Source organism: Bacillus sp. 1780r2a1 (assembly GCA_024134725.1).
Taxonomy (GTDB): domain Bacteria; phylum Bacillota; class Bacilli; order Bacillales; family Bacillaceae_H; genus Priestia; species Priestia aryabhattai_A.
The window spans coordinates 4,113,293-4,139,088 of sequence record CP099863.1; the positions used below are offsets into that span (position 1 = coordinate 4,113,293).

At 36.0% G+C, this 25,796-nt stretch carries 20 protein-coding genes; 11 read left to right on the forward strand and 9 right to left on the reverse strand.

The genetic code is table 11. From position 1 onward, the window contains the following. Positions 1–190: 190 nt before the first annotated feature. From NIZ91_20800 to NIZ91_20845, 10 genes are all read left to right on the forward strand, one after another. A complete protein-coding gene (locus NIZ91_20800) occupies positions 191–1,828 on the forward strand; it encodes a PTS transporter subunit IIBC (GenBank protein USY55108.1) in 1,638 nt (545 codons plus the stop codon). Positions 1,829–1,830: 2 nt separating this feature from the next. Further along, positions 1,831–2,619: an endonuclease/exonuclease/phosphatase family protein gene (locus NIZ91_20805; protein USY55109.1), complete on the forward strand. Its 789-nt coding sequence runs from the start codon at positions 1,831–1,833 to the stop codon at positions 2,617–2,619. Positions 2,620–2,879: 260 nt separating this feature from the next. After that, positions 2,880–3,974: a glycosyltransferase gene (locus NIZ91_20810; GenBank protein ID USY55110.1), complete on the forward strand. Its 1,095-nt coding sequence runs from the start codon at positions 2,880–2,882 to the stop codon at positions 3,972–3,974. 2 nt (positions 3,975–3,976) lie between these two features. Beyond that, positions 3,977–4,906: a glycosyltransferase family 2 protein gene (locus tag NIZ91_20815; GenBank protein ID USY55111.1), complete on the forward strand. Its 930-nt coding sequence runs from the start codon at positions 3,977–3,979 to the stop codon at positions 4,904–4,906. Between the two features lie 5 nt (positions 4,907–4,911). Beyond that, a complete protein-coding gene (locus tag NIZ91_20820) occupies positions 4,912–6,618 on the forward strand; it encodes a DUF6020 family protein (protein ID USY55112.1) in 1,707 nt (568 codons plus the stop codon). Next, entirely contained in the window at positions 6,615–6,956 is a 342-nt protein-coding gene (locus tag NIZ91_20825; protein USY55113.1) for an EamA family transporter, read from the forward strand. The genes NIZ91_20820 and NIZ91_20825 overlap by 4 nt, the downstream gene beginning before the upstream one ends. Next, a complete protein-coding gene (locus tag NIZ91_20830; GenBank protein ID USY55114.1) occupies positions 6,949–7,281 on the forward strand; it encodes an EamA family transporter in 333 nt (110 codons plus the stop codon). The genes NIZ91_20825 and NIZ91_20830 overlap by 8 nt, the downstream gene beginning before the upstream one ends. 27 nt (positions 7,282–7,308) lie before the next feature. Beyond that, positions 7,309–8,814 carry a murein biosynthesis integral membrane protein MurJ gene (gene murJ / locus NIZ91_20835; GenBank protein USY55115.1) on the forward strand — a complete coding sequence of 502 codons (1,506 nt, stop codon included), beginning with the start codon at positions 7,309–7,311 and terminating at the stop codon, positions 8,812–8,814. Between the two features lie 25 nt (positions 8,815–8,839). Continuing rightward, entirely contained in the window at positions 8,840–10,213 is a 1,374-nt protein-coding gene (locus tag NIZ91_20840) for an O-antigen ligase family protein (GenBank protein ID USY55116.1), read from the forward strand. 168 nt (positions 10,214–10,381) lie between these two features. Then, entirely contained in the window at positions 10,382–12,454 is a 2,073-nt protein-coding gene (locus tag NIZ91_20845) for a sulfatase-like hydrolase/transferase (GenBank protein ID USY55117.1), read from the forward strand. 57 nt (positions 12,455–12,511) lie between these two features. On the opposite strand, the gene NIZ91_20850 is transcribed toward NIZ91_20845, so the two are convergent. The 3 genes from NIZ91_20850 to proB form a co-directional block, all read right to left on the reverse strand. Further along, a complete protein-coding gene (locus tag NIZ91_20850) occupies positions 12,512–12,967 on the reverse strand; it encodes a threonine/serine exporter family protein (protein ID USY55118.1) in 456 nt (151 codons plus the stop codon). 15 nt (positions 12,968–12,982) lie between these two features. Beyond that, on the reverse strand, positions 12,983–13,744 hold the full coding sequence (locus NIZ91_20855; GenBank protein ID USY55119.1) for a threonine/serine exporter family protein: 762 nt from the start codon (positions 13,742–13,744) through the stop codon (positions 12,983–12,985). Positions 13,745–13,861: 117 nt separating this feature from the next. Next, positions 13,862–14,683 carry a glutamate 5-kinase gene (gene proB, locus NIZ91_20860; GenBank protein USY55120.1) on the reverse strand — a complete coding sequence of 274 codons (822 nt, stop codon included), beginning with the start codon at positions 14,681–14,683 and terminating at the stop codon, positions 13,862–13,864. Positions 14,684–14,863: 180 nt separating this feature from the next. On the opposite strand from proB, the gene NIZ91_20865 reads away from it, so the two are divergent. Then, positions 14,864–16,315 (forward strand): alpha-amylase, encoded by a 1,452-nt coding sequence (locus NIZ91_20865; GenBank protein ID USY55121.1) that lies wholly within the window; start codon positions 14,864–14,866, stop codon positions 16,313–16,315. A gap of 35 nt (positions 16,316–16,350) precedes the next feature. Here the strand turns inward: NIZ91_20865 and NIZ91_20870 are convergent, their stop codons facing one another. From NIZ91_20870 to NIZ91_20895, 6 genes are all read right to left on the reverse strand, one after another. Continuing rightward, positions 16,351–17,796, reverse strand: a complete 1,446-nt coding sequence (locus NIZ91_20870; GenBank protein ID USY55122.1) for a DEAD/DEAH box helicase — start codon at positions 17,794–17,796, stop codon at positions 16,351–16,353. Positions 17,797–17,939: 143 nt separating this feature from the next. Then, positions 17,940–19,487, reverse strand: coding sequence for a glycoside hydrolase family 32 protein (locus NIZ91_20875; protein USY55123.1), 1,548 nt, complete (start codon positions 19,485–19,487; stop codon positions 17,940–17,942). A gap of 148 nt (positions 19,488–19,635) precedes the next feature. Then, positions 19,636–21,123 carry a glycoside hydrolase family 68 protein gene (locus NIZ91_20880; GenBank protein USY55124.1) on the reverse strand — a complete coding sequence of 496 codons (1,488 nt, stop codon included), beginning with the start codon at positions 21,121–21,123 and terminating at the stop codon, positions 19,636–19,638. Positions 21,124–21,361: 238 nt separating this feature from the next. Continuing rightward, the gene (locus NIZ91_20885; protein USY55125.1) at positions 21,362–22,636 is read right to left on the reverse strand and encodes an extracellular solute-binding protein; all 1,275 of its coding nucleotides are present in this window, start codon (positions 22,634–22,636) and stop codon (positions 21,362–21,364) included. A 24-nt stretch (positions 22,637–22,660) separates the two neighbouring features. Then, complete coding sequence (locus tag NIZ91_20890) at positions 22,661–23,833, reverse strand: response regulator (GenBank protein ID USY55126.1); 1,173 nt, start codon at positions 23,831–23,833, stop codon at positions 22,661–22,663. 51 nt (positions 23,834–23,884) lie between these two features. Further along, positions 23,885–25,621, reverse strand: a complete 1,737-nt coding sequence (locus tag NIZ91_20895; GenBank protein ID USY55127.1) for a histidine kinase — start codon at positions 25,619–25,621, stop codon at positions 23,885–23,887. Positions 25,622–25,796 lie beyond the last annotated feature (175 nt).

Sequence of the window (25,796 nt, forward strand, 5' to 3'; positions counted from 1 at the left end):
TTTTTTATCATATCGATTATTGAAATAAATTTCCTACTTTTATTTTTAAAAAAGTATTGCATTATGAAAGCCCTTTTATTAAAATAAGCTTATGCAAACGGTTGCACTGTTTATATTCGTTTCAGCTATAAAATAACTGTAAACGCACACAATATACTGAAAGCCCATACAATGGGGAGGGGAAATAGTCATGAAGAAATTCTTTTCATTTGATTTTTGGCAGAAGTTTGGTAAAGCATTATTAGTCGTTGTAGCTGTTATGCCAGCTGCAGGTATTATGATTTCACTTGGAAAGCTAGTTGGTATGACTGGTGGAGAAATGGCACTTGTGCAAACGATTGCCCGAGTTATGGAAGACATAGGTTGGGGTATTATCACAAACCTCCATATCTTGTTCGCTGTAGCTATCGGGGGATCTTGGGCAAAAGAACGTGCTGGTGGAGCATTTGCTGCGCTGATTGCCTTTGTATTAATTAACCGTATTACTGGTGCAATTTTTGGGGTTAATGCAGATATGTTAGCTGACCCAGAAGCAAAAATTACTTCTTTATTTGGACAAGAACTTATCGTAAAAGATTACTTTACATCTATCTTAGGTTCTCCTGCTTTAAACATGGGAGTATTTGTTGGTATTATCGCTGGTTTCCTTGGAGCCAACTTATTTAACAAGTATTACAACTACGATAAGTTACCTGAAGCTTTATCATTCTTTAATGGTAAACGCTTTGTACCATTTGTCGTAATTGGTGGATCAATTGTTACAGCAATTATCTTATCGATTGTATGGCCATTCATCCAAGGTGCTTTAAACAGCTTTGGGCAGTGGATCGCAACATCTCGTGACACAGCGCCAATCTTAGCTCCATTTGTTTTTGGTGCATTAGAACGTCTTTTATTACCTTTTGGTTTACATCATATGTTAACGGTTCCAATCAACTACACTGAACTTGGTGGAACGTATCAAATTTTAACAGGTTCTGGCGCTGGCTCAACAGTAGCTGGTCAAGATCCATTATGGTTAGCTTGGATTGCTGACTTAAACAACTTCCTAGCAGCTGGTGACACAGCTAGCTATCAACAATTATTAAATGAAGTAACGCCAGCTCGCTTTAAAGTTGGTCAAATGATTCTATCTTGTGCTGCGTTAATTGGTATTGCTTTTGCAATGTACCGCAACGTTGATGCAGATAAACGCAGAAAGTATAAATCAATGTTCTTCTCTGCTGCACTAGCTGTATTCTTAACTGGTGTTACAGAGCCAATCGAATTTATGTTCATGTTTGCTGCTCCAGTTCTTTATGTTGTATACGCAATCATGACAGGTATGGCATTTGCCATTGTTGATATTATTGATGTGCGTGTTCACGCATTCGGTGTTATTGAATTGATTACACGTACGCCAATGATTGTGAAAGCTGGATTATGGTTAGATTTAGTGAACTTTATTATCGCATGTCTTGTATTCTTTGGATTAAACTTTGCAGTAGCAAACTTTATGATTAAACGTTTCAACTTCCCTACTCCGGGACGTAACGGAAACTACATTGAAGATGAAGCTTCAACTAGCGGCACTTCAAACGTAAAAAGTGATTCTCTAGCACCTGTTATTATTGAATTATTAGGTGGTCAACAAAACATTGAAGATGTTGATGCTTGTATGACTCGCCTTCGCGTAACGGTAAAAGATACTAGCTCTGTAGCTACTGAAGCAGAATGGAAACAAAATGGCGCTCTAGGCTTAATCGTAAAAGACAAAGGGGTGCAAGCCATTTATGGTCCAAAAGCTGATGTTCTTAAATCCGATATCCAAGACTTACTAGGAGCGTGAACATGAAGCTACTCACTTTAAATTGCCATTCTTGGCAAGAAGAAAATCAGCTAGACAAGATTTCTTGTCTAGCTTCTGTAATTAAAGAAAAAGAATATGATGTAATTGCTCTACAAGAAGTTAGCCAGCACATTGAAGCTGCTTACGTAGACGACCACATCAAAGTGGATAATTATGGATACGTCCTATTGCAGGAATTAAAAAAATTAGGTGTTCATGATTATGAGCTTGTTTGGGATATTGCTCACATGGGATACGAAGTGTACGAAGAAGGTTTAGCGATTTTGACAAAACACCCTATTGTTGAAGAACATTCTTTCTTCATTTCAAAAACATCTGATGTGAATGATTGGAAAACAAGAAGAGTAGTGGGAGCAACAATTTCTTATAACGACGAACTGCTATCATTTTACTCCTGTCATCTAGGTTGGTGGGAAGATGATAAGGAACCGTTTAAAGACCAGTTTGACTCTCTGTGGACTTCCGTAAAAAAAGATCATCCCTTTTTCTTGTTAGGTGACTTTAACAATAATGCTTTTATTCGAAACGAAGGATACGATTACATGAAAAAGCATCCTTTATATGATACCTATGACCTGGCTCTAAAAAAAGATGAAGGTGTTACGGTTGAAGGTAAAATTGCAGGCTGGGATGAAAATAAAGAAAAGCTTCGTATTGATTTAATCCTAACGAGCGATCCTTTCAAAGTAGCCCAATCTCAAGTTATTTTTAATGGCAACAATAAACCTGTTGTTTCAGATCATTTTGGCGTAGAAGTCATATTAACATAGTCAAGTTAAAAAAGCTGTTGGAGTCTAGACTTCAGCAGCTTTTCACATGGAATTATGGTTAATGCACATGATAATAACATGAACCTTGATTAAATCTTTGCTGTTTGTATAATACTTTGACATTTAAAAATATAAATATGCTATAATGTGTTGTTGTTAATACAAGAATTAATATTCCTTTTATTTACTTATCTAACATTTAATTCATGTATCAACGTGGTAAAAATACAAAATCAAAAGAAGATAGGTGCAGAATCAAAATGAAAATTTTGCTCATTTCTAATATGTATCCATCTAAAGATTTCCCTAGCTATGGTGTGTTTGTCAAAAATACTGAGCAAATATTACTTGATAATGGTTTTTCAGTAGACAAAGCTATCATGACGAAGCGAACAGGCAAATTTGGAAAGCTAGTTGGATATGCTTCGCATTATTTAAAAATAATAGCAAGTGGACTAACAAAGAAGTATGACTATCTTTACGTGCATTATGCTTCTCATAATGCTCTACCCCTGCTTATTTTAAAAAAGTTAAATAAACGTGTGAAGATTGTAACAAACGTTCACGGTTCAGACGTCGTTCCTGAAGTGCCTTCACAAGAAAAATTTCAGCCAAGGGTTAAAGAGCTGTTACATCGTTCGCATAAAATTATCACTCCATCTCCTTACTACAAAGAATTAGTTCAGGAGAAATATGGAGTTACAACGCCTATTTACGTATTTCCTAGCGGAGGCGTTAATTTTAAATTATTTTATTCATTTTCTACTAAAGAAAAGGCTTATAAAGAGTTAAATTTAAGTGAAAAACAACGCTATATTGGGTGTGTAAGCCGTATTGATGTCGGTAAAGGTTGGGAATTTTATCTACAAGCCATTGCCCAGTTAGAAGCTGAACACCCTACGGATTATAAATACATTTATGTTGGTAGTGGAAAGGATGAACCAAAATTTAAGCAAATGGTTCGAGAATTAAATTTAAAAGATAAAATTATTCACTTTCCTTTGCTTCCACAATCCTCTTTAGCCCATGTTTATAATGTCATTGATGCATTTGTGTTTCCGACGATTCGGAAAGGAGAAAGCCTAGGTCTAGTTGGCTTAGAAGCAATGGCCTGTGGTGCTCCTGTAATTGGTAGCCGTATCGGCGGACTTAAGGACTACATTATAGATGGAAAAAACGGTCTTTTCTTTGAACCTGGTCAAGCAGGAGAGCTAAAGGAGAAATTGCGCCTTTTCATGGAATCATCTGCAGAACAGAAAGAAAACATGTCGTTACATGCTGTGAACACAGCCAAATTATACAGTGTAGATGAGATTTCTCAGCAACTACCAACAATTTTCTTTAATGAGGTGTAAGGATGAAAATTGCAGTTTTAATTCCTTGTTACAATGAAGAAGTAACAATTGGAAAAGTAATTGATGACTTTAAAAAAGAGTTACCCGAAGCTGATATTTACGTCTATGATAACAATTCAAAAGACAAAACGAGTGAAATTGCACTTGCTCACGGGGCTATTGTTAAGAAAGAATTAAAGCAAGGAAAAGGGAACGTGGTTCGATCGATGTTCCAAGATATAGATGCTGATTGTTATGTAATGGTTGATGGTGATGACACTTACCCAGCTGAGTTTGTTCATCAGCTCATTGAACCTATCAGAAACAAAGAAGCAAATATGACGATTGGTGACCGCCTTTCAAACGGTACGTATTTTGAAGAAAATAAACGTCCATTCCATAACTTTGGAAATAACCTAGTTCGCTCACTGATTAATAATCTATATAAAAGCAACATCACGGATATCATGACAGGTTACCGAGCTTACGACAAGCTGTTTGTGAAGTCTATTCCTGTTATGAGTCCTGGTTTTGAAATTGAGACAGAAATGAGCTTACATGCTCTGGACAAGCGCTTCCGCTTAAAAGAAATTCCAATCGATTATCGTGACCGTCCAGAAGGTAGTGAATCAAAGCTTAACACCTTCTCTGATGGATACAAAGTACTTAAAATGATTTTTACTCTATTCAAGGAGTACAAGCCGTTACAGTTCTTCTCACTTTGGACTCTACTATTCTTAGTAGCTGGATTAGCGGTAGGAACACCTGTTATTTATGAATTTTTCAAAACAGGCTTTATTACAAAGGTTCCTTCATCAATCCTAGCAACGGGCTTAATCCTGCTTGGTGTACTATCGTTTGTTTCTGGACTTATCCTAGATACAATTGCATCGTTAAACCGAAAGCAATATGAACTAGAATTAAATAAGAAGATTGAACAAATAAGGGAGTAATCACCGTGAATAAAAAACCTATTCTTTATTTAATAGCGACTGCTTTTCCACTGATAGGTATTTTTATTGGAGCCCCTGACGGGATAAGTTTTCCCTCTGTTTTCATGTTGTTAGTATTAGTAGGCATAAGCTCTATTTTTATTTATAAAAATAGAGCTTATGCTTCATTTACATCAATACAATGGCTCCTAATCGTAGCAGTTAGCTTTATCATACAGTTTTCTTTATTAAGTAACTTGCATATGACAGCATCCACTATCTTCAGCTTTATTCTTTATATTCTTGGAAGATGGGTGATTGCACTGGGATTTGTAATTGCTTGTGTAACAACCTTTAAAGCACATTTTAATCCAGATTCGTCTGTCAGTTATTCAAAAAAATATAAATGGATTATCGGAATTTGTATTTTAGGTATGAGCGCCTTTTATTGGCTAGCCTTTTTCCCAGGTGGAATGACGCCTGATTCTCTGGCTCAGTGGGAACAAGCACACACTCGTGAATTTAATGACTGGCATCCGATTATGATTACTTGGTTAATTATGATACTAACTCAAATATGGGATCACCCTGGAATGATTACGATTGTTCAAATTCTAGTCGTGTCTAGTATTTATGTATACACGTTTCACTTTCTCATTAAAAAGCAAGTTCCACCTATTGTTTTAGGAATTCTAACATTACTTGTATTATTAATACCAAGCTTTTTAATCTTTTCCATTATTATCTGGAAAGACATTCTATACAGCGCGTTTTTGCTATTTTTCACGGTAAATATTGCAAGAGTGTATTTATCAAACGGAGCATTTATTCAGTCTAAATATGGAATCTTTATGCTGCTTTTATCATCATTCGGTGTAGCCTTTTTTAGACATAATGGATTTCCTGTTTTTATCATTACATTCTTATGTTTAATCGTATTGTTCAGAAAATACTGGAAGCGTTTGGTTCCTTTATTTTTAGTCATTTTTATTTTACAAAAAATTATCACAGGTCCTGTCTTTAACTGGTTAGATGTTAAACCTTCGGATCCCAACGAAGCGCTATCGATTCCGACGCAACAAATTGCTAATATTATTGTTAATGATGGGGAGATGTCTAAAGCTGAGCGTGAATACTTTAACAACGTTCTCCCAATTGAACTTTGGAAAGAAAAATACAATCCATATAAAAGTGATCCCATTAAATTCACGTGGGAATATTACGACCGGGAATTTATTTTTCAAGACCTTGGTTTATATTTCAAAAATTACATCAGTATTGTTATGAAGAATCCTTATCTAGCAATGGAAGGATTTCTAAAACAAACGGCATTAGTATGGCAAACAACACCCTTTGAAGATGGCTATACCGACACGTATGTAACAAACGTATATTACGGAAATAAATTTGGACTTGAAAATACCGTAGTTTCACCGTTGATTACAAACACAGCAAAAGCATATTTGGAAGTCTTTAAAAGTCCTTCTTTATTTTTCTTATGGAAGCCTGCTTTTTATCACTGCGTTATCTTACTGTTTTCTCTTTTCTTCATTGCAAGAAAAGGAATCACGTCTTCCATTGTTTTATTTCCATGGCTATTAAATACGCTATCAGTACTAGCAGCGTTACCTGCACAAGACTTTCGCTACTTACTAGCAAGCGTATTTGTCAGCTTCTTCTTTGTCGGATTAGCTTTTGTTAGAAAAGGTGAAGAAGAGAGGGGTCAACTTTGACAAATAACGTACAATACAATAGAAAATTAGGCATTTTCTTAATTATTATTGCCTCAATGTTTACAGCCATTGGACAGCTTCTTTGGAAGTTGTCCAACGGTTCATTCAACATTATGTTAATTATTGGCTTCTTACTCTACGGTTGTGGAGCTATTTTTATGATTTTAGCGTTTAAATATGAAAGAGTTTCGCTCCTTCATCCCTTCTTAAGCTTAGGATATGTCATTAGTATTGCACTAGGCTTCTTTTTATTAAATGAAGCTGTTAGCTTTATAAAAGTGATTGGTACAGCAGTTATTATTATTGGGGTTCTATTGGTAGGTGGCCACGATGATTAGTATACCGATTTTACTCATTATGACTCTTCTAGGTTCAGTTGGAGCTGTCTTTTTCAAACAGATTTCTACAGCTTTGAGCGCTAAAAATAAGAAAATGGCTATTATCTATTTGATAGGTGGAGGCTCGTTCTACGGAATATCAGCACTTTTAAACGTATATGTTTTAACATTGTTACCCTACTCGGTTGTTTTTCCGTTAACATCTATTACTTATGTATGGACACTATTATTTGGCTACTTTTTGTTAAAAGAAAAAGTAACTGTCAAACAAATGATTGGATGTGCTCTTATCATTATTGGTTGTTTTATTATTGCTAATAGCTAAACAGCAAAAAGGCAGGAGTTTGAATTTATGAAAAGCTTAAAGATTGCAAGTATTTTATTACTTGTTTCAACCTTATTTTTAAAGTTTTCCAGTATGATTCGAGATTTAGTAATCGCTAACTTCTTCGGTACAAGCTATATCGTAGATGCATATAACGCAGCGATGATTATTCCAAATGCATTTATTTTATTTATGCTTACGGGAATGAAAGATGCTTTTATCCCCAGCTACTTGAGCTATGAGAAAGAAGGAAAAGGGAAATCTCATCTTACAAACATCGTAAAATCTACGTTTTTCATTTGCTTAGCCATTTCTATTATAGGATCAATAGCAGCATTCTTTTACTTTCCTGCTAGTTACCCTAACTTTTCTAAAGCAGCGATTGATATTGGTATCTATACCGCAATTCTATATTTTTTGTCTCTTTCTTTGGTAGGGGTAAACGCGGTATACGAAGGTGTATTTGATGCTAACAGTCAATATTCCTTCTCCGTATTCTCTCAAACAGTTGTTGTGTTGTTTACCATCCTAAGCACCATTTTACTTCAGGGTGTAATGGGTGGATACGCAATTGCATTAGGGTATCTCTTAGGGACTTTTGCTTCGTTTCTCATTAAAGTTGTGTACTTTAAGCCAAAAAACTTGCTGCTATGGAAGCAGAAGATAGATAGAGAAGAAGTTAAAATCTTCTATAAAGTCTTTATACCTGTTGGGGTTACCATTATGGTGGGACAGATCAATTTAACAGTCAATTTCTTTTTTGCAGGGGCATTTGGAGAAGGTGTTATTTCTTACTTGAACTATGCGTTTCGACTTGTTAGTATTCCTCAAGCCATCTTTGGTGTTACCGTTGCGACAATTATCTACCCACTGATTGTAAAAGCTCTTAACGATAAAAATGAAGAACGTTTCAAAACAGGTATCGAAAAAGGGTTAACATTTATGTTGATGTTACTTGTTCCAACACTTGTCATTATGAGCTTTTATATGAAAGATATTGTTCAAATTGCTTATGAACGCGGTGCATTTGACGCTAATTCTACTTTAAAAACCACTGATGCATCCTATTATTACTTTGGATCCGTATTCTTTTATTCACTACAAGCAATTTTAGCAAAAGGTTTTTATTCATTAGGAAAAGGTCATGTTATTATGCGCATCGGGCTACTATCAATCCTGCTGAATATCATTTTCAACCTAACATTTACGCAATTTTTAGGTTACCAAGGTCTTGCACTTTCAATGTCTGTTGTAGGTTTTTTCTATACTGCCATTGTATTCATTATGCTAAACCGTCTTATAAATGGTTTCCACTTCCGCTATTTACTAACGGAAACCACAAAAATTTTAGTAGCTAGCATCCCCGTTATGATCGCTATGTACATCCTAAAAGATATACAGTTTGTAAACGATTTACATGTTCTGGTTCGATTTACGGTTGTATGCTTAGTGGGAGGTTTAGTATACTTAATATCGACGTTTATATTTAAAGTAGATGGAATTATGATGGTTTTACGCAAACGAAAACGTTAAATTTACTAAAACAGGAGATTACTATATGAAGAACGCATACTGGTTATTTTTTCTGTTTGTTGGTTTTATTTCAATACAGCCAATTATTGATATGCTAACAACATATATGATTTTAAATGTAGAAAGTCCTCTTTCAATCGGTGTAATCATCCGGTTCTTATATATGGTATTTGTGGGGATCATTTTACTGGTATTTTTTAAAAAGTCCAAGTGGGCCAAATATTCAATTCTCTATTTAATTGTTTTTGCATTATTCCTGGGTGTTAACATTTACTTTAACAGTCAATGGAAAGATCCTTATTACTTAGCTCAGGAAATAAAGTTCTTTAATAAAGTTGTTTATATGAACGTAACGCTCTTAGGTGCTATTGTAGTCTTTACAATGTATCGCCAATCTGTAAATGTTTCAAAAGCTCTCAACAAAAACTTATTGATTGCTTCTCTTATTATCAGCATTGTGTTCATTGTAACCATGCTTACAGGAACAGCCCTAGAGAGTTATCAATATAATAAAACCGGATTCAAAGGCTGGTTTTATGCTGCTAACGAACTTGGAGCAATCGTTGCGCTACTGTTACCTTTAACACTTTTATTTGGATTAAAGAAAACGCAGTCCTTAAAGCAATTTTACTTTTGGATTCCATTTATCTTGCTTGCCATATCTTCAATTATGATTGGAACAAAAGTAGGGCTAGGAGCTGTCATTTTATCGTTAGGTGTTGCATTTGTTGTATTAGTAATGAAACTATTTGCAACAAAGCAACGCGCAGTGAAGTCTAATTTAATTATCTCGATTCTTTTATTAATAGTAGTTGGAGTAACAACTCCTATTTCTCCTGCTTTTACAAACACATATGCGCATATCGATTTACTAGAAAATAAAAAGAAAGAACAGCAGCCACAACAGCCTGAAGATGAAAGTACTACTGACAAGAAAAAGAAAAAGCGACAAAAGTTAGACAATAGCGATATTGAAAACTTAATCTTAAGTAGTCGTGAAGACTTTTTAGCTCACCATAAGGAACAGTATAAAGAGGCTCCTATCGCTCGTAAGCTTTTAGGAATGGGATATGCAGGGAATTACACAGAAGAACAACCACCAAAGATGATTGAAATGGACTTTTATGACCTTTTCTTCTCACTTGGTATTATCGGGTTTATCCTGTGGATTTTACCTCTTCTAATTATTGCTCTATACGTAGTAAAACGATTCATTAGCGAACCTTCACAGCTTTGGAATGAGTCATTTATGATGTATAGCACATCTGTTGTACTGGCGCTAGGTATTGCGTTTGTTGCTGGTCACGTCTTTACGGCACCCGCTGTAACTATTTATTTTGCTGTAACAGCGGCATACCTTGCTTGTATACACTTTTATAAATCAAATACATTAGATTAAATTAAAGCCGTTAGAGGTCTCCATCCTTTAACGGCTTTTTATAACCTTTACAGGTAAAACCGTCTTTTGTTATTTACCTTTGATCTATCCTTCCAAAACATTTTCCCTTCAAAAGTATTAAATTTATGTTAAGATTGTAAAGCTATTATTTTTTTGGGGGAATGCTTTATGTATCAACGCATCATTCAGTTTTTACCTACCTTTATCTTTTACCTATTCCTAACCATATTTTTGTATGGGATAACAATAACTTTATCTACAGGCGACTTTAATCTCGCTTTTGATTGGGCGCAAATCCACACAGCATCTTTTATCGTACTTGTTAGTTTTATTTCTTTAATATTAAGCTATCTAACTTTTTGGGGGCTAGCCAAAAAAGAGCTAGTTACAAAGTTTGCCGAATCCAAACTTTATCACCTTGCTTCTGCATTTTCACTTGCAATCTTTATTGGTTTAGTAGGTGCCCTTCTGTTTCTTATCTATCATATTGATTTACATCAACCTGGTAAATCAATTGAGTGGATTCAAGAATATACAGACCGCTACTTATTAAGCTCCTTTATTCTTTCTCTATTAACTTTTGGAGTTATTGTTTTAGCAGGGGAAGTCTATATCGGTAGTGGAATTTCAATTTTATTGTTTTTTATTCTTGCCTTGACGAATTACTATAAAAAGATTTTTAGAAACGAACCCGTCTTCCCTAATGATTTTATTCAAATTACGCAACTAAAAGATGTTATACCAATGATTCGAGATTCCATCTCGCTCTCAACTACCATACTCGTGGTAATTGGCTTAATAGCCTTGCTTGTTCTATGGTTCCGTTCACCTAAGCTCAAAATTGATTGGAGAATTCGTATTATACTTATTGTTCCAATTGTTTTTATCTCCAAATCATTTCTGTTTTTTGAAGATACCTTTGCGGCAAAGTACTATGAAAAATATTCAGCCATCATGCCGTGGAATCAGCAAAATAATTATTACTACAACGGCCCTGTTATTGGCATGATTTCGAACATCAAGACAAATATTCTAGAAGAGCCTGAGGATTACTCTGAAAAACGCGTCACAACCGTTATCGAGAATATGAAAAAAGAAGTAAAGCCATTCAATGGTGATTCTAAAGCAGACAAAAAGCCAAACATTGTCTTTATCATGAATGAATCTTTTTGGGATCCTACCAAGCTAAACCTTTCTTTTTCACACGATCCATTAGAGCATACAAAAGAGCTAATGAAGAAGTATCCTTCTGGGTCCATGCTCAGCCCTGCATTTGGTGGGGAAACAGCTAATGTAGAATTTGAAGCACTGACAAGCTATTCAATGGATACATTTAACCCTGGAGGTTTACCATTTCAACACATTTTGAGCAAAAAAGAATATCCTTCGTTTGCTTCTTATCTAAATCAATTAGGCTACTACACGGAAGCAATGCATCCAAATAATGGTATTATGTACATGCGCCAAAACGTCTATCCAAATCTAGGATTTGAAAAAAGTTTATTTATTGATGAAATGGACTTTACAGAAAAGGATAACGAGGGATTTGTTTCAGACGACTCAGTTGTTAATCAAGTTTTAGATACGTTAAAGAAATCAGATAAACCAGCGTTTATTCACGCCGTGACGATTGGAAATCACCTTCCGTATCCGACTACAAAGTATAGTGGCGAAAAAACGATATCTGTTGAAGGAGACAACTTATCTCCTGAAATAAAAAGCGAAATTGAAATTTATGCTGAAGGTATTAAGCAGTCCGATGAAGCTCTGAAAAAATTAGAAACTGAAATACAAAAACTTGATGAACCCACTCTAGTTGTATTTTGGGGAGATCATTTACCTGCTCTAGGTAAAAATCTTCAAGGCTATATAGAAGGCGGCTTTGGCAACACAGACGAATTTCAAAAATCAAAAGAATTTTATGAAACACCACTCTTATTCATGGCGAACTTTGATTTAAACATGGAGCAAGAATTAGGAGTGATTAGTCCGATGTATTTTGCACCGATGATTGTAGATGAATTAAACTATCAGCCAACGCTATTTTATAGCTATTTATCAAAAATGAAAGAACATATTCCAGCTTTTCGTAAGCAAATTTATGTAAATGATGAAGGAGAAGTTGTTCACGAGACTTCTTCTTTAAAACGAGACGCTATTCAATTCATGAAGCAATACCAGCTTCTAGAGTTTGATACGTTATCTGGAAAGCAATATGGAAAAGAGTTGCTGTATAAATAAAAAAAGGTCTCTGATCTCCATTGATTTGTTTCAATGAGATTGGGGGACCTTTTTTCTTTATGGACGATATTTTGCTTTCACATTTAATTTCGATTGTCGAATAATTTGGTTAACTACTTCCGAGAATACAATTCCAATGGCAATTGATCCTGAAATCATAAATGCTTTTGCAGCTAAGCTGATTGCTGTATTATAATCATTTTCCACGAAATTTCGCATGGCGTCATATGCAATGCCACCAGGTACAAGTGGGATGATACCCGCAACTGTAAAAATAATAATAGGCATGCGATATACCTTTGCATAGATTTGACTAATAATTGCAATAAAAAATGCGGATGCTACTGTACTTGGCACTTCATCAATATTATACATCGTCATTAAAAAGTAAATTAACCAGCCAATCATTCCAACAAAACCACATTTTAATAATGATTCACGTGGAACATTAAAAATAATACCGAATGCGGCAGAAGCGATGAAGCTTGTAATAATTTGCTCGATAATTGTCACATGCAGCCCTCCTTCTTATAACAATGTAAATACAACTGCAATTCCAGCACCAATTGCAAAAGCCGTTAAAAAAGCCTCAGCTCCCTTAGATAAGCCTGACAACAAATGTCCTGCCATTAAGTCCCGTACAGCATTTGTAATTAACAGCCCTGGGACCAGAGGCATAACCGAACCAATAATAATTTTATCAAGTTCACTTCCAACACCAATCGTAACAAATAGCAGTGAGAGCGTACCGATGGTTAGTGAAGCCGTAAACTCAGCAAAGAATTTAATTGGAATAATCCTATGGAAATAAACAAGTGTTAAAAACCCAAGCCCTCCTGCTAACATAGCTGGAATAAAATCTAACCACTGACCTTGAAACATGATTAAAAAACAGCCGCTTGAAATAGAAGCTGCCGCAAGCTGGACCCATAGAGGAAACGCAACGTTTGATTCTGCGATATTTTCTAAAGCATCATATGCTTCTTCTAATTGCAATTGACCTTGGCTGATTTGACGTGAAACGCTGTTAACTAATGTTACTTTCTTTAGATCTGTTGTACGTTCTGAAATACGTATAAGCTTTGTTTTGGTTGGCTCACTCGTCTCCAAAGAAAACATAATTCCCGTTGGAGTGACATAACTATGTGACGTTTTAATGCCAAATGAAGCAGCAATCCTCATCATTGTGTCTTCCACTCGATACGTTTCTGCTCCACTTTCCAACATGATTTTCCCTGCTAGTAAGCATACATCCATAATGTCATATCTATCTAATTTCTTTTCTTTCATCTTCTCACTCCAAACGTCTAAAGTCTGGTTTGTTTCTTACAGCATACAGTGTATAAGAAATAAAGGATGATACGCAATGCTTAATTAAAAAAAGTGTGGATTTCCCACACTTTTTTCTTAACGGACTTTTTGCTTTTGAGATAAAAACAACGTTCCTAGCTCTTTACCATTAATTAAATCGCGTAGGATAGCAGGGTCTTTTCCATTTGCTAAAATCACATTGATTCCTTCTAACGTAGCACGTTTCGCAGCCGTTAACTTTGTTACCATGCCGCCTGTTCCCACGGAGGACCCACTCCCTCCCGCAAACTCTTCTAGCTCTGGCGTAACTTTTTCAATAACTTTAATCAGCATCGAATTTTCATTTTTAGTTGGATCCGAGTCAAAGAAACCATCAATATCTGATAAGATAACTAGCAAATCAGCTTGAATAAGTACTGAAACAATAGCTGATAAATTATCGTTATCTCCAAAGCGTACAATATTCTCAATTTCATCAATTGCTACGGTATCATTCTCATTAACAATTGGAATGACACGATCTTCAATTAACTTTTCAAATGTATTGACCACGTTGCTTCGAACGTGTTCATCTTCAATAACATCTTTGGTTAGCAACACTTGCCCAACAATATGACTATATTCTCCGAAAAACTTACTATAAATATGCATTAATTCAGACTGTCCTACAGCTGCTGCTGCTTGCTTGTCACGAATTGACGTTGGTCGATTCGCTAACTTTAATTTCTTCACTCCCACCTGCACTGCACCCGATGTAACCAAAATCACTTCTTTTCCAGAATTCATTAAATCAGACAAAACACGTGTTAGTTTTTCGATGCGCGCTAAATGAATCTCTCCGTTATCATACGTCAAAGTTGATGTCCCTACTTTGACTACGATACGTTTACAGCTATGTAATTGATCTCGATACCCCATGCTGTTCATTCCTCCAAAAGCTTATAATTTTTAAAAATTATAGCAGACTTCATGAGAAAAGTCTTATGGTTTTTCATTACATGATACTTTCTATTTTTGAAATTATTACCTTTATACATGGTTTAGATAACACATATAGTAGGAATATAACTAGAAAACGGGTGTGAAGGGATGAGATGAATGGAACGTAATCACACAATGATTCAATTTTTTGAATGGCACTTGCCAGCTGATCAAAAACATTGGAATCGTTTAAGGGATATAGCACCTGAGTTAAAAGAAGCTGGCATTGATGCTGTTTGGATTCCTCCGGTTACAAAAGCATCTTCACCTGATGACAATGGTTATAGTGTCTATGACGTCTATGACTTAGGTGAATTTGAGCAAAAAGGAAGCACCGCTACAAAGTATGGAACAAAAGAGCAATTACATGAAGCAATTCAAGCGTGTCATGACCATGGAATCAGCGTGTATGTTGACATTGTCATGAACCACAAAGCAGGAGCTGATGAAACAGAGACCTTTCAAGTCATTGAAGTAGATGCTGATAATCGAAACAACGAGATATCTGAACCTTTTGATATTGAAGGATGGACTAAATTTACGTTTAATGGTCGAAACAGTCAATATTCCGATTTCCAATGGAATTTTGCACATTTTAATGGGACAGACTATGACGCTAAAGAAGACCGTACAGGCGTCTTTAAAATTCTTGGTGAAAATAAAAAATGGAATGAAGAGGTGGACCACGAGTTTGGAAATTATGATTACCTTATGTATGCCAACATTGATTACGACCATCCAGATGTTAAAAGGGAAATGATTTCCTGGGGAAAGTGGCTTGCAAAAACATTAAATTGTGACGGCTATCGACTAGATGCTATTAAGCATATCAACTATAACTTTATCAAAGAGTTTACAGCAGAAATTACGTCTCAGCAAGGAAACAACTTTTATTTTATAGGGGAATTTTGGCACCCTGACTTAGGAACAGCAGCAGACTTTTTAGATCATGTTGAACACGGTATTGATATTTTCGACGTTCCCCTTCACTACAAATTATATGAAGCTTCACAAAAAGGAAGAGATTTTGATTTACAAACAGTATTTGATGATACACTAGTCCAAACGCACCCATTAGATGTCGTTACCTTTGTGGATAATCATGATTCGCAGCCTAATGAGTCCCTTGAGTCATGGGTAGAAGACTGGTTTAAAGAATTAGCCTACGCCTTAATTCTTTTTAGAAAAGATGGGTATCCATGCGTATTTTATGGAGATTTCTTTGGCATTTCTGGGGACAACCCTATGGACGCAAAAAAAGAAATGCTTACAAAGCTTTTATCGGTGCGCTATCACAAAGCGTATGGAGACCAAGATGACTATTTTGATCACCCTAATACAATTGGTTGGGTTCGTCATGGAGAACCCTCTATTGAAGGATCTGGTTGTGCTATCGTTCTTTCAAACGGAGATGAAGGATATAAGAAAATGTTTGTAGGAAAAGAGCACGCCGGTAGTACTTGGGTTGATATGCTTGAAAAACGAGATGATCAGGTCATCATTAATGAGGATGGCTATGGTTCTTTCACGGTTAATGGTCAAAGTGTATCCGTCTGGATTAAACAATAGAAAACGCTCATCTACAGCGTGTAGATGAGCATTTTTCATTTTTTCGCTTCATGCACTTTTAGTTTCTTGCCTTTGATACTTTTATTTTTTAATTCCTTCAATACAGCTGAACCTTTACCGTTTAAAATCTCAACATACGAATGGTTATCTTGGATGGTAATAATACCAATATCTTGAGCAGACATACCAGGCAATTTAGCGATGGTTCCCACAAAATCAACCGCACGAATTTTCTTTTTCTTACCGCCATTAAAATATAACTTCATAATATCTTGGTTAACTTTTTCACGCTTTTCTTCTCTTAGAACTACAGGTGCTTCCATTTTCTCTTGAAAAGCCGTTCTGTTGGCTTTTACTTGTTCAGCAGATGGCGGATTCGTTAACTCAATATCGGCTTGACTGTATTCACGAATTTCTTCTAAGAATTTTTGTTCATAGGACGTCATAAACGTAATCGCTTTTCCTGACTTACCAGCACGGCCTGTTCTACCCGTACGATGCACGTACTTTTCTTTTTCAAGTGGGAAATCAAAGTTAATGACAAGCGTAATCTCTTCGACGTCAATTCCTCTAGCAGCAACGTCAGTGGCTACTAGGTAGCGAAATTCGCCTCGCTTAAAATCATCCATTACGTCAAAGCGATCTTCTTGAACCATCGCTCCGTGCAGTAAATCAGCAGAATAATCATGTTCGTCTAAGTACTGAAAAACCTCTTTTACTCGTTCTTGTGTTCGGCAAAAAATGATGCAGCTATCCGGGTTTTCAGCAACGGTGACGTCTGCTAACAAGGAAAGCTTATTATGTTCCTCCACTTCCATTACATGATGTGTAATAAGCTGAGGGGCTTTTCCTACTGTTTCGATTTGGATACGTTCAGGATTAATCATATATTTTTTAGCTAAACCTTCAATATCAGCTGGAAAGGTTGCAGAGAAAAGCATCGTAGTACGACTTTGTGGAAGTTTATCTAGAATGGCTGATACTTGATCAATAAACCCCATATTTAACATCTCATCCGCTTCGTCTAATACAACATATTTTAAACACTCAATAGATAACGTACCTTTTTCAATATGGTCTAAGACGCGACCAGGTGTCCCTACTACGATATGTGTTTTTTGTTTTAGCATAGTCTTTTGCTTCATAAAAGACTGTCGACCGTAGATGGCCACGCTATTAATACGCTTATAGCGACCAATGTTCTTCATTTCATCACTAACTTGTGCCGCTAGCTCACGAGTCGGTGTCAGTACTAGTACTTGCGGTTTATTTTCAAGCCAATCTACTTTTTCACACAGTGGAATGGCAAAGGACGCGGTTTTTCCGCTACCTGTTTGTGAGGTCACAATTACGTCTTGACCTTTTAATACCTTGGGGATAACACGTGCTTGAACCGGTGTTGGTTGGTTATATTCTAAGGCATCTAGCGCCTTTATAATTGAATCACTGATTGCATAATCAGTAAATATTGAACTGGACATATAGTTCCTCACTTTTTTATTATTTAGCGTTTCTTGTTACATATAGAATTCACTTTATAAGCTTTTTTTAGTATAAACGATTTGAGAGAGAGAACAAACATAAAAAAACTTCGGCTACTTATGGCCGAAGCTTTTTCATATGCTTATTCACTGTTTTGGCGTGTTCCTAACTCTTCAACCTTCACATTTTCAAACGTCGCTGTACCACCGGAAGAAAACAGTGAAATAGCTTGGTCGTCAGCTAATGGAAATGCTAGATTGGAATGTGCCACTTTCCCGTCATCTATAAACACTTCTATACTTGTTTTATCAACAAGAACCGTCAGACGCGCATTTTTGTTATCACCATCAAAAGGCGCTTGGCTTTCTTGAAACTTTTTCTCTTCATCTGGATTGTTGACAAACGCTCGGTTTACGTAGGAATAGTTCTCAGAAATAGCTAATCCTACATCAATATGTCTAGATTTATCCTTTGATTCTCGTAAACGCAACCCAACATTCTTACTGTCTTTCCAAGAGATATCCGCTTCTATTCGGTACGTTTCTCGCTTCGCATCCAGCGTGTTGGATTCATTTGTTAATGTTATATCATTATATGTCTTCTCCGATTGTACAAGTTTGTTTAAGTCAGCCACGGGCTGAGATGCTAATGCGTAACCGTACTGCTCATCTTCTTGTAACCTGATCTCTCGAACAATTGAATCCGTTCCATTAAATCCGTCGAATTCCATAGTAGGGGTATTATCTGCATACGACCATTTGTTCATCCATGCAAGTCCATAACGTTTGTTTAGCTTGTCTTCAGCGGGGCCATCTTCAAACGTAACGCCACCATACCAATCAAAACCGTAATCTAGCCACTGAGGCTCTTCATGCTCTTTTTCAAAATTCTTTCCATTAAAGTCACCAATCCAATAAGCATAGTTGTTTGGTTTATCGACTGCTTCACCATTTGCACTCACACCAAGTACCCACTTAACGGTGCCATCAGGAGCCCTCATTTGAAATAAATCTGGGCACTCTAATACGCCAAGATCCTCCGTTTGAAAGTCACCAGTAAACTGCCATTCTTTCAGATTCGTTGATTCATAAAACCCAACCTTAGAACCTTCTGCAAGTAGCATTAACCATTTATCACGTTCATCGTCCCATATAATTTTGGGATCGCGAAAATCTTCTACTCCAGGATTGGATAACACAGGTTCATCGCCAGCACTTTGAAACGTTTTTCCTTCATCTGTGCTATACCATAAATACTGCTCTTGTTTGCCTCCATCTTTTGAAGGTTGCGTTACAACTGCAATAAACGCGTTTTCTCCAAAACCAGCTGTATTAGTACGATCAACAACAACAGAACCTGACCATGGATCTCCGTTTATATTCGTGTACTTCGGAATGGCTACTCCTTCATCTTTCCAATGAACAAGGTCTTCTGAAGTTGCATGTCGCCATTCGGTTCCATTGCCATTAGGATAATCCTTATTGTAAAGGTAATAGTAGTGATACTTCCCGTTGTAGAAAATCGGTTTTTGGGGATCGTTTTTCCATTTATCGGGTGCTGTAAAATGATAAGACGAGCGATAGGATGTTGATTCCAAAGGCTTTTGTTCGCTCTTGTCTTCTTTATTCATTTGATTCATCCATACATAAATGCTGGCGCCTATTATGATTACTAAAATGATAACTAGCATAGTCCACCTTCTCTGTGTTGAATTCAGCCTGCTCATACTATCACCACGCTTTATTAAAAGTATTGTGTTACTCACTGTTTTTACCCAATACATAAAAAGAAAATGCCATGCTCATGACATTTTCTTTTTCATTTCATATCAAAGATTATTACTGCTTTTCATCATACGTGATTTGACCTTGTTCTAAAATGCCATTTTGAACAACCGAAGATTTGTTACCTTTCATATCAAGTAAAAATGAAGGTGCAAACGTTGATTTCTTATCTTCAAAGAATCCACGGTTTGTCATATAGCTCGTCACAACAAATTTGTCAGAGTCTTTTTGTGGAATCACGTAGTGTGCGTATGTCCATGTTACATCATTTGGATCTAAATCTTGATGCAATACGATACCTGTTTCATTCATCGGTTTATATGGACCTGTTAAAGAATCAGATACATAGCCAAGCATGTAAATGTCTTTATCATCGACACCATCAGTCGTCATTTTAGAACCGCGTGTACTTGTGAATAGATAGAACTTGCCATCTTTTTTGAAGATATTTGGACGTTCAATTTCATCTGTTACCGTATTCGATACAATTAGAGGCTTCATTTCATTTTTTAACGTGTAGTCATCGTTAATTTCAACAATGCCAATTGCACCATTTGCAAGCTCTGCTTCATCTTTCTTATCACTATTTTCAAGGTTCTTAAACTCATCTCGGAAGAATTTCATACCGTTACCGTAATAAGCGCGATTGTAAAGAGACTCTTCACCAGAATAACCGTATTCAGTACCTGTATTTGCTTCAAACACTAAATATTTGCGCCCTTTATCTTCAATATAGTGAGGGTCACGTAGCGTATGATTGTTCATGAAGTTACGGTCTTCGAAAGCTTTGTTTACAGACTCATACGTTTTGCTGTCTCCACCTTCGTAAATTGATTTATGATCTTCAACACCGTCAACTTTCAACGTATTTTCTTTTTGTTCAGACACATTCACCTGTGCTGTTGTAAGGGTTTGTTTACCAAATAATTTTTGGCTTTCATTAAAATCACCACGGTTTGTATAGAATAAGCGAATTTCACCGTCATCTGTGAATAGTGCAGATCCTGACCATTCCTCTATTTGCCCTTTTAAATATTTGTCGTTTGCTTCATACTTGTCATTATCGTCAAATACACGACCAGCATTTTTCCAAGCGTCAACGGAATTGTCTCCTGCTTTTTTATAGAACATGTAGATAAATGTATCGTTAGGGTTCTTAGGATCTCCAGCTAAACCAAATACAATGTGATAACCATTATATTCCGCTACCGTACCGTCAGCATTTTGCAATGGCCACGTATCCCATACATCCATTTTAATTTTGTTTCCATTTTTATCTGTTTTAACAGCTGATTCTACATTTTTAATTGTTGATTCATCAAAGCCTGGTACCGTATAGCGCTTGTCACCATGTTGGTTTACCATGTTCTTCATTGCTTCACGCGTAATTTGTGAAGTACCGTACGTTTCTTTATAGGATTTTGCTTGTGCTTCATCTACACCTTTACCTTGAGCAGAAGCAGGTGTAAAGCTACCTCCTAATAAAATTGCTGCACTTAAGGATGCTACCGTTGCTTTTGACGCAAAATTACGAAAGTTCATCAAGTTTTCCTCCTAGTAGATAGTTTTTCATGCTTTGGCAAGACACGGACGATACTTCTTTGACTTTAATTAGTTTTGGCTTGATTGATCGTTCGTTCCATACCTGATAGATTCAGTATAAAAAACAATGCTTTGGCTGAATACGGCATAAATTGATTGAGTTTTCGTCTTAAATTGATATGCATGACAAAAGAATGATAAAAAAGCCCTTTTTCAAATTGAGAAAGGGCTTTAATGATTATGGCTTGCTAGCTTCCCGTAAAACGTCATCTAACTGTCTAAGCGTTTCGCTTTGTGAAAGCTCTCGATTCAAGTATCTTTTTAGCGTACGACCTGCTTCTCGCTTAGCGGATGATGAGTAGGCAAACCAATTGGAATTATAGGTTTCTTTCGTGTGGTAAACATTCAGTACTTCTTTACTAATGGGACCTATATCATTTGTTTTTATATGCTTAAAAGCTGGAGCAAAGCTAAAGCGTTCAGTCATAAACCGCTGACCTTCACTTGATGACACCATCCAATTTAAGAATTTTTTGGCTTCTTGCTTTTTGATCGAAGATGATTTTTTATTTACAACCCAGTAGTTTGGAACACCTGTTAAAATTTTGCTGTTGGCTTTATCATTTAATGGAATCGGAAAAATACCAAACGACTTACCCGGAGCTTCCTCATCTAATAGAGGCTGTATCCAGCTTCCCTGCAGTACCATCGCTGCTTCTTCATTTGCTAACATCTCCACTTCATTATAATAATCTGTTTTTGTCGCAGATTGATTTCCGTATTGGAGAGTTAAATCTAAGAATGATAGTAAATCTTTTGCGATTACGTTTGTCGCAAAGCTTTCTTCACCTTTTTTCAGCTGATAATTAAATTTTATTGGATCTTGCTGAATTGCAAAGGCAAGGCTAGTCAAGTGATAACCCAACTTCCACTCTTCATAATATCCGTTTGCAAAAGGCGTAACACCAATTTTTTCAAGCTTCTTTACTGCCACTTTTAACTCTGAATACGTGCGAGGAACGGATTGAATACCTGCTTCTTGAAATAGTTCTCGATTATAAACAATTCCAAAACCTTCAATGTCCATCGGCATGCCATATACCTTTGCTTCTAGCGTAATTGGCTTTAGCGTATCAGGATATGCTTTTTCAACCCAAGGCTGGCTGCTCAAGTCTTCTAAATAATTAATCCATTCTTTTGTCGCACCATAGCCGATATTCGTAAAGATATCAGGCCCTTGACCTGCAGCAATTTGGGCAATAATATCAGAAAAATCATCTGATGCTCCACCCACTGTTTCGACGTAGATTTTGACATCTGGATTCTGTTTTTCATACTCCCGTACCATTTGTTCAAACTGTGTTGCAATTTCTACTTTAGGATTACGTATAGTTAAGACGACCTGTTCTGTTTCTTTATTTTCCGTTTCAGTTTGAGCATTTGAAGAATCACAGCTTGTTAACACACTTAGTAAAAAAGAGACAAAAAACAGATAACATATTTTTTCTTTCATTTGTTCACCCTTGCCTCTCTTAGACTATATAGATGATTTTTTATTATCTCTTGCATGGGTGTATAAAGTCCGATATTCAAAAGGGGTTAATCCAACTACCTTCTTAAACAACTTTGAGAAATACTTTTCATCCTGATAGCCAAGCATTAACGAAATGGAATAAATGGTTTCATCCGTTTCCAATAACCACTGTTTAGCTTGTCTTATTCTTAGATTTGTTACATATTTAGATAACGTCATACCGGTTTCTTTTTTAAATTTTCTCGATATATGTTCTCTTGTTAAAAAAAACATTTTTGATAGTTTCTCTAGGCTAATATCTTCCATATAATAGTCTTCTACATATGCTACTATTTCTTGCATACGTTTAAGTGCTTCTAACTCATCTACTTGACGAATCGCTCGATATCGATTGCTATTTAGTGCTGTCAACAACCTGTGAAACACTTCTGGAATTTGAGTAAAGGAAGAAAATGAATCTTGAACCAAACGAATTGGAATTGAAATATTTTCACTTATCCACTGCTCTACATAAATCCATTGATTTTTTGCTGTTAGGATAATATAAAGATTCTCCTCCCCCTGAAACGTAAACGTTGCTCCTATATTCCGCGCTTGTAATTCATTTGAAAGCTTATTGATACAAGGGTCAGGTTGATGCCCTTGATAAAAATATAGAAGTGTAAAATCTATTTCCTCTGCTTCTGGAATTATCGAATGTAAAAATACTGTATCTGTTCCTTCATTTAAGCATAAGGAAGTCATTAGCTGACTATGATGAAGTTTTTTAGCTTCGGCTAGTAGTTCCTCGTTCCCTTCTTGTTCTGTTTTGAAAGAGTCTACTGCTTTTGTTAGTACCTGTTGAAAGGCTTCTGGATCAATGGGTTTCAACAAGTAATCAAAGCTATTTAATTGAATAGCTTTTCGCATAAATGTATAATCATCATACCCTGTAACAAGTATAACTTTTCCTGTATATGACTGCTGATTTAACCTTTCAATCAGCTGTAGACCACCCATCTTTGGCATTTTAATATCCGTAAAAATCAAATCTGGGATTTCTTTTTCAATTATCTTTAAGGCTTCTATACCGTTAGTAGCTTCTAATACTTCATTGATTCCTACACTTTCCCATTCTCCCAATTGGCGTAAGACTTTACGAACATTTTTTTCATCATCAACAATCAACGCTTTCACTATATTTACCTCCCTTAGCAGTCACGTCAATAGCGAAAAAGAACGTACATACTACTTATTTATAGGAACTGTAATAACCACTTCAAACCCTTTTCCCGTTAGATTATCAATGTGAAACGATGCAGCAGTCCCAAAGTGTAGCAATAACCGATCATAAATATTTTTTAATCCGATGCCTTTTTGCGTGTGATGCTTGCTATAAATAGTCTGGCGAAGTAACCTGAGCTCCTCTTCTTGAAGGGATGGACCGTAGCTTTTTATCTTTAGTTGAATAACTTCCCCTTCTTTTTTACCGATGATTTCTAATCTTGATTCATCATTATTGCTTTCATAGCTATGCTTAAAATAATTTTCAACCAAAGGTTGCAAAAGCATGCTTGGAATAAATGCATTATCCACCCCATGTCCTATAGAAAATTGAATATCAATCTCTTCACCAAAGCGCTCTTTTTGAAGTATTAGATAGGAATGAATATAGTCCAACTCTTGTCTCACCGTTACCAATTGATCTGCTTGAAGTGAATAGCGCATCATCTTTGATAAAGAAATGATTAGTCGATAAACACTTTTTGCCCCACAATCTAAAGCAACAGCTCCTATTGACTGCAAAGCATTGAACAAGAAATGCGGGTTCACCTGAGACTTGAGCGCTCTTAGCTGACTTTTCTTCACTTCAATCTCCAACTTATACTCACGATCAATATGATTGTTAATACGATATAACATTTCTTGCATATGATTCTCCAAATGACCAATTTCATCTTTACGAGAAGTTGTAAGAGTCACATCCATATTTCCACCTTCAATCGACCGTACTTTATCACTCAAAACCCTTATGGGTTTTGTGACAATTCGTGAAATTAGAAAAACCATAATCACCCCCAGCACTACCACGCCTAAACCTAACAAAACGTTAGTAGAAGCTGCTTTTTTAGCATCTTGGAACAGCGCATCTTTAGAGATAACCTTCACTATTTTCCAGTTATTTAGCGGTGCTTGTAAGCTTTCGGTAAGTATAAGCTCTTTTGACTCACTCAATCCTGTAAGTTCCTTTTGACTAATCTTTTGTCCCATTTGCTTTGAGTCACTAGAATACATTACTTTATAATCTTCGTTGAGCAAGAAAACCGACGTACCATCGTCTCCCTCAAGCTGTTTTACTAACGGAGCGTATGAATTAATATCAATATCCATTGTTAGAAAGCCAAGAAACTCTTCGCTTAAAATGTTTTTGATTTTATGGTGCATTGTTAATACCATAGAATCTTCTGTCTTAGGGATAATTGGAACGTTGTTATAATTTTTGAGTTTATGCGGCTCTTCAATCACATAATCTTGCTCTGATTGATAAAGCTGTTTAAATGGAGAATGCTTGACATAGTTAACTTGTGTTTTTGGTGCGCTTAAATTTGATTTATAAACAATCAATGATTCATTTTCCTTGTGAAAGTAAAAGCGAAGCTGCACCAATTCTGGTCTTGTAGCTGAAAATGTTTCAATACTTTTTTCAAAGGATAAAAAATCATTGCTACCTTCTTTTGGCAAGCCCTCATCAAAAACTTGTAATATATCGGGCATGTTATAAACGGAATAAGGCAATATAATCATCTTTTCAAAATGTTGCTCAAGATCATTCCCCGCTTCACGTAGCTCTTCGCGGCTTTTCTCCAACTCTTTGTTCTCAATGCTACTTTTGGTATTTCCATAAATAACAAATACCGATAGGAAGTATGGTAAGATAATAAGCACGACTAGAAGCAGTAATAACCGAACTTGAAAGCTTCTCATTTATTGGCTCCTTTTCTATATTGTTAAACCACCTGAAAAGCCTTTCCTAAAGCATTTATAGACTATAACATGGCTTATATTACGTCAATCATACCGAAGCAATACTTACGCCTCTTAAAAATATGAAAAATAATGTTTTTATGGTTTATAATGGTTTATTTATAAGAATTACTAT